We start from the raw sequence: 14,568 nt of genomic DNA, 5'->3' as shown, positions 1-14,568 counted from the left end.
CGCCCATGATGCCCGTCACGGCCGGACGGTGGCAAGTCCATCCACGGTGGACGATCCTCAGGAGCCGGCGAACCACTCCATGGCGTTCTCGTCGGTGACCTCGACGATCTTGCCGTCGGGTTCGGTGACGTCGTTGGGGGCGCCGTGCTTGGTGAAGGAGTAGTCGATGGTCACGTCGCCCTGCGCGGTGTCGTCGATCTCCAGGGTGAGGGTGTTGAGCGTGCCGTCGGCGTTGAGCGAGACGGAGAACTCGACCTCTTCGGCCTCGTCGGGCAGGTCGCGCATGATGGCCTTGTCGATGCCGGTCCTGTCCGGGTCGGCCTCGGTCAGGTCGAGCACACCGCCGTACTTCTGCTCGCCGATCCGCTCGATGGTCGTGATCTGCGCGAACAGCTCGGGGGCCCAGACCGACGGGCCGACGACGTCGGCCGTCTCGCCGAGGAACGCGCCGTCGGCGATGTGCCCCCAGTCCCCGTCCCCGCCGAGGCCGCTGATGCGCATCCACAGCTCGTCGCCGATGAGCCGCAGCTCGGTGGCGATGTTCGCGACGCCGCTGCTGACCTCCTGGTAGAGGCGGAACTTGTGTTCGGCCGGGATCTCCTCGCCGTTGGTCGCGAGCGACACGCTGTCGGCCTCGGTCACGCCGCGGAAGGCGACGCCGTCGGCGAGTCCGGCCGCGGCGGCGGTCACCGCGTCGAGGGGGGCACCCCAGGGTGCGGCGTTCACGGTGGCCTTGGTGCACCCGGCGGCGAGCAGGGCGACCGCGGTGAGGGAAATGGACAGCGCGCGGCGGCGAGGGGTGAGCATGCGGGCACCTCGGGGGAATGTGGGCTGGGCGAAGGGCAAGCCAATGATGCATGGATCAAGGGCGGACCGGCCACTCGCGGCCGGTCCGATCGCCGATCGGTGCCGTCGGCCGTGGCGCCTACAGCAGCGATCCTCCGGTCGCGTCGAGCCAGGAGCCGGTGACCCAGCGGCCGGCGTCGGAGGCGAGGAAGCCCACGACGTCGGCGACGTCCTCGACCTCGCCGACCCGCCCGAAGGCCGAGTACGCGGCACCGGCGGCGCGGCCCTCGTCGGAGGCGCGCAGCCAGGAGGCGTTGATGTCGGTGTCGATCACGCCCGGGCCGACCGAGTTGACGGTGATCCCGCGCGGTCCGAGCTCTTTGGCCAGGGACTTCGTGAAGTGGTCGAGCGCGGCCTTCGTCATGCCGTAGACCGGGTCCTGCGCCCAGGGCAGGATCGCCGCGCCCGAGGAGATGTTGACGACGCGGCCGCCGTCGCGCATGCGGGTCAGGCCGCCCTGGGTGATGAGGAAGGGCGCGCGGAGGTTGAGGGCGATGGCGCGGTCGAAGCCGTCGGCGGTGGCCTCGCCGATCGGGCCGGGTCCGTTGGCGCCGGCGTTGTTGACGAGGATGTCGAGGCCTTCGGCGCCGAGGGCGGCGAGTCGTGCGTCGAAGTTCGCCCACAGCGTCTCGGCGTCGCCGGGGACGCCGAGTTCGGCGTGGACGGTGAAGGCGCGGCCGCCCGCGGCGGTGATGTCGTCGACAGTCTGCTTCGCGGCGGTCTCGTCGAAGCCGTAGTGGACGCCGACGAGCACGCCGTCGGCGGCGAGGCGGCGGGCGATGCCGCGGCCGATACCGCGGGAGGAGCCGGTGACGAGGGCGATCTTGCTGCTCATGATGGCCGATTCTTTCTGTAGTGGTCGTTACGGAAAGACGCTAGCACATATGTAGCGAGCGTTATAGAATCAGGGGGTGCCAGTTACCCGAGGACGCCCCCGAGCCTTCGACCGCGACGAGGCGCTGCGCCGCGCCACCGAGCTCTTCTGGGAGCGCGGCTACGAGACGGCCTCGATCGCCGACCTGACCGCCGCGATGGGCATCCGCCCGCCGAGCCTGTACGCCGCCTTCGGCGACAAGCGCGCACTCTTCGACGAGGTCGTCGCCGGATACAAGGCGACCGCGAGCCCCGTCATGGAGGAGGCCCTGGCCGCCCCGACCGCACGCGAGGCCCTCGACCGGCTGCTGCACGCGCTCGCCGACGACTACACCGACCCGTCCCATCCGCCCGGCTGCCTGGTCATCAGCGCGGCGGTCAACGTCGCCGACGGCGACGTCCGCGCGTCCCTGCGCGCCGACCGCGAGGCCAGCAAGGCCGCGATCGCCGACCGCATCGCCGCCGACGCCGGCCGCCTGGACGAGGGCACCGACCCGAAGGAGCTGGCGACCTTCTACGCCGCCGTGGTGCAGGGCATGTCGACACAGGCCTGCGACGGCGCGAGCCGGGAGGAACTGCACGCGATCGCGACGTCGGCGATGAGGGCGTGGCCCGCCCGGCCCTAGTTGACAAATCCACTAGGTGACATGTCTACTAGAGGCATGGTTCTGTCACGCATCATCCTGGGGCTGCTCGCGCTGTCGCCGATGACCGGCTACGACCTCAAACGGCACTTCGACACCACCGCCGGGCACTTCTGGGCGGCCGACAAGGCACAGATCTACCGCACCCTCGCCCAGCTCGTCACCGAAGGCTTCGCCGAGGTCGAGACCGTCGCCGGGACGAGCGCGCCGAACCGCCAGGAGCACCGCATCACCCCCGCCGGCCGGGCCGCCCTCGCCGCCTGGCTCGCCGCCGAACCCGAACGCCACCTGGAGCGCGACCCCTTCCTCGCCCGCGTCTTCTTCGGTGACGGTCTCGACGACGACGCCCTCCGCGCGCTCTTCGCGCGACGCCGGGAGACCACCCGCGCGCTACTCGCCGACTTCGAGGCGACGCGCGCCGAGACCGGGGCACCCGACCGCGCCGCCCGCCTGCGACTGGCGACGCTGGACAACGGCATCGCGCACCTGCGCACCGAACTGGCCTGGCTCGACACCGTCGAGAAGGAACTGACGTGAACGGCTTCCCGGAGACGCACCCGCCCCGGTCGGCCACCACGGCCCCGCCGCTCGTGCTCCTGCACGGAGGCAACGTCGCCAACTGGATGTGGGAGCCCCAGCTCGACGCCGTCGCCGACCGCCTCGTGCTCACCCCCGACCTGCCCGGCTTCGGCACCCGCGTCGGCGAGGACTGGCCGGGACTCGACGACGTCGCCGACGACGTCGTCGCGCGGGCGACGGAGAACGGCGCCGACGGCCGCTTCGACCTCGTCGGCCTCTCACTCGGAGCGGTGACCGCACTGCGCGTGCTCGCCCGCCACCCCGGCCGCGTGCGGTCGGCCATGCTCACCGGCGCCCCACTCGCCCGGCCGGGGCGCGGCGTGCGGCTGGTCGCGCGACTGCAACTGGCGTTCTGGCGCCGCCGCTGGTACTGGCGCGCCCTGGCCGCCGGGATGCGCCTCCCCGCCGACGCCCGCGACAGGTACGTCGGCCACGGGCTGTCGGTCCGCAAGGAGACCGCGCGGGCGATGTTCACCGACGTCTACGCCGGTGGCGTCCCCGACGGCCTGCGCGACTACGAAGGGCCCCTGCTCGCCATCGCCGGAGAGAAGGAGGACGCCGTCGTCCGCGAGTCGCTGACGGCACTCGCCGCAGCGGCTCCGCAGGCCCGGCTGCGGCTCGCGCCGGGCATGCACCACGTCTGGAACGTCGAGGACACCGGCCTGTTCAACGACGTCCTGCGCGGATGGCTGGACGGGACGGTGGACCCGCGGCTGGCGGGGGTGGGCGGTTGAGCCCGGCCGGCCCCGGCATGGGGCCGGCCGGGCTCTCGCCCGGGTCGGCGGAGGGCTATCCCCCGACCGACCAGCGAGCGGTGCCCAGGTTGACGATCTGGTTCCCCGGGTAGATCCATGCCGCGCTACCGGTGCAGTTCGTGCCGGTCCAGAGCTTCTGGAGGCTGTCGGTCCGGTTGTAGGCCGACATGACGCCGCGGAGGCCCGTCAGACCTACGATCCCCGCGAAGGTGCACCTCCCCGGGCTGGTCTCGTAGAGCCTCGTCCACCCGGGCAGACCGCCGCCGTTGGTCGCGATGTAGATGCAGATCACCCCGGACGGGCAGTCCGCGAAGGCCATCGGTTCGACGTCCGCCGCGGACACGGCCCCCGGGCCGGCCGCACTCGCCGGCGCGGCCGGCCCGACTCCCGCCAGCAGTGCCACGGCCAGCAGCACGGCGGCGAGGAGCGTGGTCGAGGTTCGCCTTGCCGTCATCAAGACACGTTCCCTTCGTGTGTTCCGACTGGCCGACGGACCCCGCGGCAGGCGACGCACGCGCCTTCCTCCCGTTCGCGGCGGACCGTCGGTTCGATGCCCTGATCATCACCGAAGGCCTGCTGCACCGAAAGCAGGTGGATTGACACGCTTCGATAGATTCTCGCCACGGGGACGGGCCGCGCCCTCGACCGACCGCCCAAGACCTCACCGGACGACGGCCGCACCGAGAGTTCGTTGACGCGAGTGCCGTCGCAGGTGAAGGTGACACCCCACCGGGGGCTCGCCGAACCACGGCCGCGCCCGTTCGCGCGGCCCCCCGGCTCCGGCGGCGAAGCCCGCGCACGAAAAGCCCCCGACCTGAGTTTCCCCAGGTCGGGGGCTCTTTCTCACTACCTGTGGCAGGTGTTGGATTCGAACCAACGTAGGCGAACCGGCAGATTTACAGTCTGCTCCCTTTGGCCACTCGGGCAACCTGCCTAACGCCTTCGCGAACGAAGGCGCGGCACACAGGATAACCACACGCCCCCGAGCCCCCGCAAGCGGGTTGCTCACATGCTCAGCCGCATCGCCGGATCCGAGGTCCGCACGAACCCCAGCGACCGGTACAGCGGTTCGGCGTCCACCGACGCGCGCAGGTCGACCTTGCCGACACCCCGCTCGCGGTACCAGGCCAGCGTCGCCTCCATGCACAGCCGCGAATAGCCCCTGCGGCGGTAGGCGTCGTCGGTGGCGACGCTGAAGATGTACCCGACGCGCCCGCTCGGGTTCTCCGGCGACGCCAGGCGCTGCTCGACGACGGCGAGGACACAGGCGGCGAGTTTGCCGGGCTCGCCGGGGCGGTCGACGGCGAAGGCCGCGAGGGCGGCGTCGGCACCGGGGAGACGCTCGCGCAGGATCTCCGCCGACGTCTCCTGCCACGGCCCCGGCTCGGGCTCCACCCCCGCCATCCCGGTCAGCATCACTCCCCGGAGTCGCACGAGTTCGTCGATGTCAGCAACGGTCGCCCGGCGCGCAGTGATCATGTGCGGCACGGTAGCGCAGTACGGCAAGACGCGCGAGACCCGTGAACGGTGAACCTTCCGACACCGCACATCCGTTACGCCACCGGTACTTCACCCCGTGTTCGTCCGACAGTCCACTGTGGGCACAACGGATATCCTCGGGACAAGGGGGGATCGCTGATGGCCATCCGCAAACGCCGACCCCATGCCCGCGAGATCGACGAATGCCTCGCCCTGGCCGCCACCTGGCTGGGCGACGCCTACCTCACCGGCGAGCGCGCCTGGCCCGCCAAGTCCGGCCAGGCGCATCCCTCGGTCTGGGGTGGCACGACCGACGCCCTGCGCGCCCTCATCGCGCTCGCCGACCACCACCGCCCGCGCCCGCCGTACCTGCCCGACATCGACGTCGCCGACGTCGCCGAGTGGCTGCGCGCCCGCCAGGAGCCCTCGGGCGCCTTCGCCTCGATCGGCACGCCCTACGCGGGCGCGGAGTCGACGGCGCTGGTCCTGATCGCGCTGTGCGAGCAGACCCGCAAGCATCCCGACGACGCCGTCCGCCGTGCCCTCGCCTTCCTGGAGTCCTGCATCGACGACGGCGGCGGTGTGGCCACGACCCCGCGCGACCGCACCGAACCGCGCGTCCTGCCGACCGCCCTGACCCTGTGGGCCTTCGCGGTCTGGGACCACGACGAGGCCACGCGCAAACGCCTGATCAACCACCTCTTCAGCTGCCAGGACGGCACGACCTGGGGCTGGGGCGTCAACAGCCGCGCGCGACCGAACGCGGCGACGACCGCGCAGGTCATCATCGCCCTGCGCGGGGCGCGCTACCCGGAGGCGAAGTACACCCACGCCATCGACTTCCTGCTCGGCCAGCAGCTCCCCGACGGCAGCTGGATCAACAACCTGGAGGAGTGGGTCGCCTCCCCGAGCAACAGCGTCAACTACTGCTTCAACGACGGCACGGCCTGGGCGCTGACCGCGCTGACGGGCGTCGACGGCCGTCGCGCGCGGGCGGCCTGCGCCTCGGCCGCGCGGCACATCCTCGACACGCAGACCAAACAGGGCGAGGGCGGCGGCGCCGACGCGGGCTCCTGGCTCTATGACGCCTACAGCACCAACCGCTACGTCTGGCTGACCGCGCAGAACATCATCGCGCTGCACACCTGGGCCGGCGGTCTGCCCTCGGTGTCCCTCGACACGGCGGCGAACGCGCGCTTCAAGGCGGTGCGCTGGCTGCTGAAGAACGCGCAGAACGTGGTCCTGTTCGGGCTGCTGCTCTATGTCCTGTCCCCCGACCTGGCACCGCTGCTCACGCCGGTGCTGTCGAAGGTCCACATCGGCTGGTCCTCGGTCCGCGACAACCTGATCTCGACGGGGTTGTGGACCGCCGGGGCCGGCTGCGCGCTGTGGCTGTGGCGCGCGCTGCGCGGGGACCGGCGGTCCTGACGTTCACTCGCCCGGCCGGGTGAGACCGGCCGGGAGCTCTCCACTGTGGACGATGCCGAGCCGCTGCGTCGCGCGGGTGAGCGCGACGTAGAGGTCGGACAGGCCGCGCGCCGACTCGGCCACGATCGCGGCGGGCTCGGCGAGCACGACCGCGTCGAACTCCAGTCCCTTGGCGCGCTTGACGTCGAGGACGACGACCGGGCTCTCCAGGTCGACCTTCTCGCCGACCGCGGTGCCGGGGACCGCCGCGGCGACCGCGGCGCCGAGCTCGGTCAGCGAGCCGCTCGGCACGATGACGGCGAGCCGTCCGTCGCCGACGGCGGCGGCCTCGCGGGCGACGAGCGCGGGCAGGGCGGCGGCGAGGTCGTCCACATGGGACGTCCACGGCTCGGTTCCGGTCTCCCGCACCGATGTGGGCACTTCGAGGGAGGGGTCGAGCTCGGCGAGCACGGAGGCGGCGAGGTCCATGATCTCGGCCGGGGTGCGGTAGTTGACGGTGAGGTGCTCCAGTCGCCAGCGGTCGTCGACGTAGGGCGACAGCACGTGCTCCCAGGAGGTCGTGCCGGCCTCGTCGCCGGTCTGGGCGACGTCGCCGACGAGGGTCATCGACTTCGAGGGGCAGCGGCGCATCAGCAGGCGCCACACCATCTCCGACAGCTCCTGGGCCTCGTCGACGATGACGTGACCGAACATCCAGCGGCGGTCGGCGGCGGCCCGTTCGGCGACGGTGAGCCGTGCCTCCTCCTCGTGGCGGCCGGCGAGTTCGTCGGCGTCGATGAGGTCGAAGGCGGTCAGGACCTCCGACTCGATGTCCTCGAACTCATAGGACTCCGAGCCGGCCGCGATGTCCAGCACGCCCTGCGCGTACGCGATCCGTTCGCGGCGGGCCTTTTCGCGGCGGGCCTTCTCGCGCATGACGCGCTCGTCGTCGCCGAGCAGTTCGGCGGCCTCGTCGAGCAGGGGGACGTCGGCCGGGGTCCAGCCGCCGCCGGGTTCGCGGCGCAGGGCCGCGCGCTGGGCGGGGGTGAGCATCGGTGTGGCCGCTTCGAGCAGGTCGTCCCACTCGTAGAGGTCGTCGAGGAGCCGCTGCGGCGTCAGCACCGGCCACAGTTCGTCGAGTGCGGCGAGCACGGCGCGGTCCTCGGCGAGTTCGGCGCGCATCTCGGCGAGGTCGCCCTCTTCGAGGAGGTTCGGGGCGTCGGGGTCGAGGACGTCGGCGCCGATGCGTTCGGCGATCTGGCGGGCGAGGCCGTCGACGACGATCTCGGCGAAGATCGCGCGGGCCTGGTTGTGCGGTTTGAGGGAGCGCCGGGCCTGTTCGCGGGCGCGTTCGGCGACGGCGGGTTCGATCCAGACCGGGTCGCGTTCGACGAGGATCTCCATGGGTTCGCCGGGGACGCGCTGGCGGTCGGCGACGGCGCGCTCGACGACCTCGGCCATGACGATGGATCCCTTGACGGAGGCGGCTTCGGGGCCTTCCTCGCGTTCGGCGACGACGCCCGGGAAGAGTCCACCCACGGTGGACAGAAGGGCGCTGGTCTCGCCGAGGGAGGGCAGGACGCGGCCGATGTAGCCGAGGAAGGTCGTGTTGGGCCCGACGACCAGCACGCCGCGCTGGGTGAGTTCGCGGCGGTGGGTGTAGAGGAGGTAGGCGGCGCGGTGCAGCGCCACGGCGGTCTTGCCGGTGCCCGGGCCGCCCTGGACGACCAGGATGCCGCGCACGTCGGCGCGGATGATGCGGTCCTGTTCGGCCTGGATGGTCTCGACGATGTCGCCCATCCGGCCGGTCCGGCGGGCGTTGAGGGAGGCGAGCAGGACGCTCTCGCCGGTGACGGCGTCGTGTCCGCTGGTGTCGACGGCGGTCAGGTCGAGGACCTCGTCGTCGATGCCGGTGACCGCGCGGCCGCTGGAGCGGATGTGGCGGCGGACGCGGACGCCTTCGGGCGAGGCGACGGTCGCGAGGTAGAAGGGGCGGGCCGCGGGGGCGCGCCAGTCCATCAGCAACTGCGCGCGCTCGGGCGAATCCTCGTAAAGTCCGCGTCGGCCGATATAGCTTCGTTCCGCGTTGTCGAAATCGAGTCGCCCGAAACACAGTCCGTTTTCCAGACCGCCGTATTCGGTGATGTCGTCGTGGTATCCGGCGGCAATGCTGTCGCGTTCACTGCGGGCCTGGTGGGTACCTCCGGACTGGAGAAGTACCTGGTCAAGGCGACCGGATGCGTTCTCCCGCATGGCGTCGAGCCGAGCGTAGAGTTTGTCGACGTACGCCTGTTCACGTTCGATTTCCTCGCTTGACAACGAGACTCCATTCTGTTACAGTTCTCGAAGTCGACAGTTTCTTCGTGTCGATTCCGCATGCGCACGGATGGCAAATATAGCCTTTCCCTTCACCGCATGCCAGCCTCTTCGGCCTCTTCCCGGTACGTGCTTTCCATTACACGCGCGCGCCCGCACCCCGCTCCGTCCGGCCGGGGCGTCCCGCACGCCAACTTCCAAAGAAGTCTTTGCAACTGACCCTTTGCAAAGCTATGTTGGCAACATGAGCGAACCCGAGACCCCGCCCACGAGCGGCCACGACCCCGACAAGGACGTGCTCCTCGACGCCCGCCGCATCCGCGGCATCGCCCACCCCCTGCGCGTCCGCATCCTCGACCTCCTCCGCCGCGGCGGCCCCGCGACCGCCACCGGCCTCGCCGAGCGCCTCGGCCAGTCCAGCGGCGCCACCAGCTACCACCTGCGACAGCTCGCCACCTACGGCTTCGTCGTGGAGGACCCCGACCGCGGCACCGCCCGCGAACGCTGGTGGAAGGCCGTGCACCGCTCCACCGTCCTCAACGACTCCTCCCAGGTGGACCCCGCCGACGCCGAGACCTACCTGCACGCCGTGGTCGACGCGACCGCCGACCGTGGCCACCGCTTCGTCAACGAGCTCTACGCCCTGCCCGAGGAGTGGCGCGGCGCCTTTACCCTCAACAACGTCTCGCTGCGCCTGACGCCCGAGGAGTCGCTGCGGCTGATCGAGGAGGTCACCGCCGTCCTCGACCGCTACCGCCACTTCGACGCACCCGACGCGCCCGCGGGCGCCGAACACGTCGCCACGACCTTCAACCTGCTCCCCCTGGCCGGTGATGCACGGTGAGACGCCTGCCGCTCATCGGCTTCCTCACCGCGCACGGGGTCTCGGCCGCCGGTAGCCGCCTCACCCTCGTGGCCCTGCCGTGGCTGGTGCTGTCGACGACGGGATCGGCCACGCAGACCGGCCTCGTCGCCTTCGTCGAACTGAGCCTGTACGTCGCCGCCAGCGCCTTCGGCGCACCCCTCGTCGACCGCTTCGGGCGCCGCCGGGTCGCGGTCGGCTCGCAGCTGATCAGCGCCGCCACCGTGGCGTGCGTGCCGCTGCTGTTCGACGGCGGGCACCTCGCCTTCTCCGGCCTGCTGGGCATCGTCGCCGTCGCCGGGCTCGCGCAGGGCATCGCGTCGAGCGCCACACACGTCCTGCTGCCCGACGTCATCGAGGCGGCGGACGCGTCGATGGAACGCTCCCTGTCGGTGTTCGACGGCATCGACCGGCTCTCGACCCTGCTCGCCGCACCCGCCGCGGGAGTCCTGATCGCCTGGATGGGCGCGGTGAACGTGCTGTGGCTCGACGCCGCGTCCTTCCTCCTGTCGGCGGCACTCCTCGCCTCGTTCGCCCGCACACCCGGCAAGGCGCCGTCCACAAAGGACGCCGAGCCGTACCTGACCGCGCTGGCGAAAGGCGCGCGATACATGTTCGGCGACCGGCTGCTGGTGGTGCTGTGCGTCATGCTGACCTTCACCAACATGGCCTCGCAGGCATTCACGGTCGTCTTCGTGCCGGTCTGGATCCGCGACAACTTCGGCGATCCGGCCATGCTCGGCATGATCGCCGGGTCCTTCGGCGTGGCCGCCGTGTGCGGGAACGTGCTGTTCACCTGGCTCGGCCCGAAACTCCCCCGCCGCTGGACCTTCGCGATCTGCTTCCTCATCGCCGGCTCCCCCCGGTTCTTCGCCATGGCCTTCACCGACGACATCGCCGTCGTCCTCGCCGTCTCCTTCGCCTCCGGACTGGCCACCGCCTCGCTCAACCCGATCATCTCGGCGGTCATGTTCGCGCGCATCCCCGAGGAGCTGCGGGCGCGCGTGCTCGGGCTCAGCGGCGCCCTGTCGTGGGTCGGCATCCCGCTCGGCGCGCTCCTCGGCGGACTCGCGGTGTCCGGTTTCGGACCGAGCGGCGCACTGCTCGCCGGCGGCCTGCTGTACCTCGTGGCGACGCTATCGCCCTTCGTGCAAGGAATCTGGCGGGGCATGGATCGCGGGGACGAACCGGTACGAGAGCGTGAACTCGCCCGAACCGCCGTGTGAGGATCCCCCACATGTCGCATCTGCGGCCTAGGATGCCGCTATGTCGGAAACTCCCCGCACATTGCGCACCGGCGGTTTCGACGAGCTGTTCGTCGCCGGGCGGAAGGTCGAGACGCCCCGGGTCTCGGCGACGATCGAGCTGGTCGGCCTCGGCGAACTCGCCCTGCCGACCGGGCGGCTGTCGGCCTGCGATCCGATGGTCTTCTGGGAGCTGGAGCCGTTCACCGTCGAGCTGCCCGCGGGCTCGCACCCGGTGCGGCTGAGCGTGGCGCTGCTCGACAGCGTGCACGGGCAGGCGCAGCCGAGCGCGCACCGGCGCGTCGCGGCCGCGCAGGTGCTCGTCGGTGCGAGCCCGGCCGTGAGCTGGGAGATGGCGGTGACCGAGGGGCAGGATCCGGCGACGCTGACCGGGGACCTGTACTTCGGGTACGGCGTGGACGCCGGGACGGGCGCGTTCATCGACGCGTCGGGAAGCAAGGCCCTCGACCGCATCAACGACGCCGACAGCGAACACGACCTGGAGGACGCCCTCGCCGTGGCGGCCGCGGGTCCCGAACCGCGGCTCGGCGCGAACGTCACCGACGAGGTGTCGGGACTCAACGTGGTCGTCTTCCCGTCGGGATGGGGCGACGGGGTCTATCCGACGTGGATCGGACGCGACGCCTCGGGTGCAGTGGTCTCGGTCGTGACCGACTTCCACGTGCTCTAGGCCTCGGCGTAGGCCTTCAGTTCGGCGAGTTCCTGCTCCCAGCCCTTGGTGTTCTCCTGGGCGTGCTCGGCCTGTGCGGCGGCCGGGCGGGAGAGGAGACCGAAGCCGGTCTCGGCGACGGTGAGGCGCGTGCCGCCGCCGTCGGCGGTGAGGGTGAAGTCGACGAGCGTCGAGTTGCCCTGGCCGGGTTCGACGTCGGGTTCGGCGGCCCAGCGGAACGCGAACGCGCGCGGCGCCTCGACCTTGGTGATGACGGCCCGGAAGTCCCCGTAGGCGGCCCACCCGAGTGCCATCGCGCCGCCCGGCCGCAGGTCGACCGATGCGGAGTCGCCGAACCAGCCGGAGATGTGCTCCGCCGTGGTGAGGACCGCCCAGACGCGCTCGACGGGGGCGTCGACGTGGATTTCCCGGGTGATGCGGGTGGGGACGACGGTGTCCATGTGGCTCGCTCCTTGGTCGGCGTGCTGCCGCGGGTTGGGCCTGCGGCCTGATGGTTGCACACGGGGGGTCGCCGGGTGGGCGGAACGGCTGGCCGTGCCCGGGGCGGGCTCGCGAAGAGAAGGGCTCTGACCTGCGATGTCATCCACCGGCGGGCGCCGGGCCGGTCCGGCCGGACTCCCGGGCGACGGTCCCGGCGTCCGGACTTTCCGCCACCGCCCCACCCCGTTGAGTGACCCAGGCCACCCCCTAACATCACATACGAGTCCACTAAGGACAACCTTAGGTCCGGTCCCCGACACAACCCTTCCGGTCACGTCCCAACTCTGTTGAGTTAGATGGACCGCCCCCTTGACCCCGATCAGGCTTCAAAGAAGGTGCCGGCAATGACACGCAGTCTGGAAAGGCTCGCTCGTCGCGAAACCGAGTCGGCGACCGACCGCGGCGGCCGCCTCACCGAGATCACCGCGATCCTCAGCGACGGGCCGGTGTCGATCGACGTCCCGCGCATCGCCCAGCTGGTGGATCCCAAGCGGGTCAAGCCGTTCGACGGCGGCAAGCTCGCGATCCCTTACGCCGAACCGGAGTGGGACGACTTCAAGCCCCCGCACTCCAACAAGTTCGGCTCCTCGCTGCCTTCCTACAAGAAGGCCCACCAGATGTCGGTGCTCAAGTACCGCCTGGCCCTCACCGACTGGCGCAAGCGCGAACGCGCCCGGATCGAGGAGTACAACGTCGCCCGCACCGCGTACGAGCAGGGCATCGAGCGGCGCATCGACACGCACAACAAGCGCGCCTTCCGGGTCATCCACGGCGTGCGCAACGGTGACCCCGAGGCGGTGGTCGTGTACTCGAACGCCGCACTGGCCGAGTCGACGTTCCCCGAGTGGCTGCGGGTCGGGCGCACGCTGTCGTACCGCCCGTCGGCGCGCGAGCTGACCATGACCGTCGAGCTCCCGCCGCGCGAGGTCCTGCCCGGCGGAACCTTCGACGAGCGCGCGGAGATGTACGAGGCGCTGCTCGTCCTGCTCACGTTGCGCTGCCTGCGCGACGGCTTCCTCGCCGGTCCGCCCAGGATCGTCAACAGCGTGCGGATCGTCGGTGTCGTCGGGAATCGGCGGCTCGTCGCGGTTCGCGCCGAACGCGCCGCCTTCGGCGACCTCAACCTTGAGTCGATCGACCCGACCTACGCCCTGACCCAGCTCGGCGCGCAACTGTCGCCGGACCCGTACGGGCTCGTCCCGATCGGCTAGCGAAAGCGCACTTCCGCCCGAAATGTCAGACCCCTTCTCTACTCTCCGTGCGAACACCGCTCCACACCGTTCGCACTCGGAGAGGACCGCCATGTTGTACATCGAAGCGACCCCGGAGGACACCGAGGCCTACGTCTCGCGTTCGGAGCTGGCCAGGCGCGGGTGGACCCCGGCGATGATCAGGGACCTGCTCGACCCGCCCGACCAGACCCACCCCAACCCGGTGATGAGCAGCCGCGCGCCGATGCGCATGTACGCGCTGTCGCGGGTGGGGAAGGTCGAGGCGACCGAGGAGTTCCGTGTCCGCCGGGACCGGGGCCGCGTGCTGTCCGAGATGGCCGCCGAGCGCGTCGCCCGGCAGCGCGAACGCTGCCGGGAGAGCGCCGAGCGGCTGGAGGTGACCGTGCCCCGGCATCCGCCGGACGAGCTGGCCGCGCTGGCGATCGCGCACGAACGTGAGCGCCCGCTGACCGACGAGCGGCTGCACCGCTGGCAGGTCGAGTACCTGCGTTCGCGGCTGCCCTCGCCGGAGGAGCTGATGGAGGCGCTCGAAGGCAGGCCGGGGCGGCGGGAGGCCGTGCGGGTCCTGCGCGGGCGCGTCGCCGCGGCGATCACCGAGGAGTACCCGTGGCTGGCGGAGGCGGTGTGGGAGCCGCGTCAGCCCCGCCGCCGCGCCTCCGGCGCGGGGAGGCAGTCGTACCCGCCGCCGCCGTTGGAGGCGACCTCGGCGGCCAGTTCGTAGCGGTTGCAGCATTTCTTACCGATCACGACGTCCCGGAGGTGCGCGTAGAGGTACATGACGCCGAAGACGAGTCCGTAACGCCGCCACTGCGCGTCGCGGTGATGGGTCTCGTGCGCGACGAGCCCCCGCCGTAGCCGGGCGGGCTCGTAGGACGTCACGAAGGTGTCGCCGAGCTGGGTACCGCCTTTGGCGTGCAGCCGAAGGCGGCCCTCTCGGCACACCCGAAGACCCTGGACGGTTGCGCACTCGCCACCGGTGGCCCGGATGAGCCGCTCGACGACCGCGCCCAGCAGACGGGACTGGGCCGCGGCGAAGCGCCGGGTGGGGGTCGGGGTGGGGGTGGGCTCCCGCTCCCGCTCCCGCTCCCGCTCCCGCTCCCGCTCCCGCTCCCGCTCCCGCTCCCGCTCCCGCTCCCGCTCCCGCTCCCGCTCCCGCTCCC

The 14,568-nt window shown here is 71.4% G+C and carries 16 protein-coding genes and 1 tRNA gene; 9 read left to right on the top strand and 8 right to left on the bottom strand.

The features are described from left to right. Nucleotides 1–57 precede the first annotated feature (57 nt). Both HNR73_RS24905 and HNR73_RS24900 read right to left on the bottom strand, forming a co-directional pair. Complete coding sequence (locus HNR73_RS24905) at nucleotides 58–807, bottom strand: hypothetical protein (RefSeq protein ID WP_184790022.1); 750 nt, start codon at nucleotides 805–807, stop codon at nucleotides 58–60. A gap of 118 nt (nucleotides 808–925) precedes the next feature. Then, nucleotides 926–1,681 (bottom strand): SDR family NAD(P)-dependent oxidoreductase, encoded by a 756-nt coding sequence (locus HNR73_RS24900; protein WP_184790021.1) that lies wholly within the window; start codon nucleotides 1,679–1,681, stop codon nucleotides 926–928. 76 nt (nucleotides 1,682–1,757) lie between these two features. Here HNR73_RS24900 and HNR73_RS24895 point away from each other — a divergent pair, with 76 nt between their 5' ends. The 3 genes from HNR73_RS24895 to HNR73_RS24885 are packed head-to-tail and all read left to right on the top strand — an operon-like array spanning nucleotide 1,758 to nucleotide 3,676. Continuing rightward, a complete protein-coding gene (locus tag HNR73_RS24895) occupies nucleotides 1,758–2,345 on the top strand; it encodes a TetR/AcrR family transcriptional regulator (protein ID WP_184790020.1) in 588 nt (195 codons plus the stop codon). A 36-nt stretch (nucleotides 2,346–2,381) separates the two neighbouring features. Further along, nucleotides 2,382–2,900: a PadR family transcriptional regulator gene (locus tag HNR73_RS24890; RefSeq protein WP_184790019.1), complete on the top strand. Its 519-nt coding sequence runs from the start codon at nucleotides 2,382–2,384 to the stop codon at nucleotides 2,898–2,900. Then, complete coding sequence (locus HNR73_RS24885; RefSeq protein ID WP_184790018.1) at nucleotides 2,897–3,676, top strand: alpha/beta fold hydrolase; 780 nt, start codon at nucleotides 2,897–2,899, stop codon at nucleotides 3,674–3,676. Before HNR73_RS24890 ends, HNR73_RS24885 begins: the two co-directional genes overlap by 4 nt. A gap of 55 nt (nucleotides 3,677–3,731) precedes the next feature. Here the strand turns inward: HNR73_RS24885 and HNR73_RS24880 are convergent, their stop codons facing one another. From HNR73_RS24880 to HNR73_RS24870, 3 genes are all read right to left on the bottom strand, one after another. After that, nucleotides 3,732–4,151, bottom strand: coding sequence for a peptidase inhibitor family I36 protein (locus tag HNR73_RS24880; protein WP_184790017.1), 420 nt, complete (start codon nucleotides 4,149–4,151; stop codon nucleotides 3,732–3,734). Nucleotides 4,152–4,550: 399 nt separating this feature from the next. Next, nucleotides 4,551–4,631: transfer RNA gene (locus HNR73_RS24875), tRNA-Tyr, on the bottom strand. Between the two features lie 71 nt (nucleotides 4,632–4,702). Then, a complete protein-coding gene (locus tag HNR73_RS24870) occupies nucleotides 4,703–5,176 on the bottom strand; it encodes a GNAT family N-acetyltransferase (protein WP_184790016.1) in 474 nt (157 codons plus the stop codon). Between the two features lie 159 nt (nucleotides 5,177–5,335). On the opposite strand from HNR73_RS24870, the gene HNR73_RS24865 reads away from it, so the two are divergent. Next, complete coding sequence (locus tag HNR73_RS24865; RefSeq protein WP_184790015.1) at nucleotides 5,336–6,604, top strand: prenyltransferase/squalene oxidase repeat-containing protein; 1,269 nt, start codon at nucleotides 5,336–5,338, stop codon at nucleotides 6,602–6,604. A 3-nt stretch (nucleotides 6,605–6,607) separates the two neighbouring features. On the opposite strand, the gene HNR73_RS24860 is transcribed toward HNR73_RS24865, so the two are convergent. Continuing rightward, nucleotides 6,608–8,902, bottom strand: coding sequence for a HelD family protein (locus HNR73_RS24860; protein WP_239122412.1), 2,295 nt, complete (start codon nucleotides 8,900–8,902; stop codon nucleotides 6,608–6,610). A 241-nt stretch (nucleotides 8,903–9,143) separates the two neighbouring features. Here HNR73_RS24860 and HNR73_RS24855 point away from each other — a divergent pair, with 241 nt between their 5' ends. Genes HNR73_RS24855 through HNR73_RS24845 form a run of 3 tightly spaced genes read left to right on the top strand, consistent with a single transcriptional unit; the run spans nucleotide 9,144 to nucleotide 11,696 of the window. Further along, nucleotides 9,144–9,743: a winged helix-turn-helix domain-containing protein gene (locus HNR73_RS24855; protein WP_184790014.1), complete on the top strand. Its 600-nt coding sequence runs from the start codon at nucleotides 9,144–9,146 to the stop codon at nucleotides 9,741–9,743. Next, nucleotides 9,740–10,987 carry an MFS transporter gene (locus HNR73_RS24850; RefSeq protein ID WP_184790013.1) on the top strand — a complete coding sequence of 416 codons (1,248 nt, stop codon included), beginning with the start codon at nucleotides 9,740–9,742 and terminating at the stop codon, nucleotides 10,985–10,987. Before HNR73_RS24855 ends, HNR73_RS24850 begins: the two co-directional genes overlap by 4 nt. Before the next feature lie 40 nt (nucleotides 10,988–11,027). Beyond that, complete coding sequence (locus HNR73_RS24845; protein ID WP_184790012.1) at nucleotides 11,028–11,696, top strand: DUF4241 domain-containing protein; 669 nt, start codon at nucleotides 11,028–11,030, stop codon at nucleotides 11,694–11,696. On the opposite strand, the gene HNR73_RS24840 is transcribed toward HNR73_RS24845, so the two are convergent. Next, entirely contained in the window at nucleotides 11,693–12,136 is a 444-nt protein-coding gene (locus HNR73_RS24840) for an SRPBCC family protein (protein WP_184790011.1), read from the bottom strand. The two genes, HNR73_RS24845 and HNR73_RS24840, sit on opposite strands and share 4 nt — an antisense overlap. A 384-nt stretch (nucleotides 12,137–12,520) precedes the next feature. On the opposite strand from HNR73_RS24840, the gene HNR73_RS24835 reads away from it, so the two are divergent. Continuing rightward, entirely contained in the window at nucleotides 12,521–13,387 is an 867-nt protein-coding gene (locus HNR73_RS24835; protein ID WP_184790010.1) for a hypothetical protein, read from the top strand. A 91-nt stretch (nucleotides 13,388–13,478) separates the two neighbouring features. Further along, a complete protein-coding gene (locus HNR73_RS24830) occupies nucleotides 13,479–14,129 on the top strand; it encodes a hypothetical protein (protein WP_184790009.1) in 651 nt (216 codons plus the stop codon). Here the strand turns inward: HNR73_RS24830 and HNR73_RS24825 are convergent. Then, nucleotides 14,045–14,568: hypothetical protein (locus HNR73_RS24825; RefSeq protein ID WP_221331120.1), on the bottom strand; the 524-nt coding region annotated here is incomplete at its 5' end. The two genes, HNR73_RS24830 and HNR73_RS24825, sit on opposite strands and share 85 nt — an antisense overlap.

The sequence above is a fragment of the Phytomonospora endophytica genome, from assembly GCF_014202425.1.
GTDB lineage: Bacteria > Actinomycetota > Actinomycetes > Mycobacteriales > Micromonosporaceae > Phytomonospora > Phytomonospora endophytica.
This window is presented reverse-complemented; position numbering and strand designations above follow the sequence as displayed.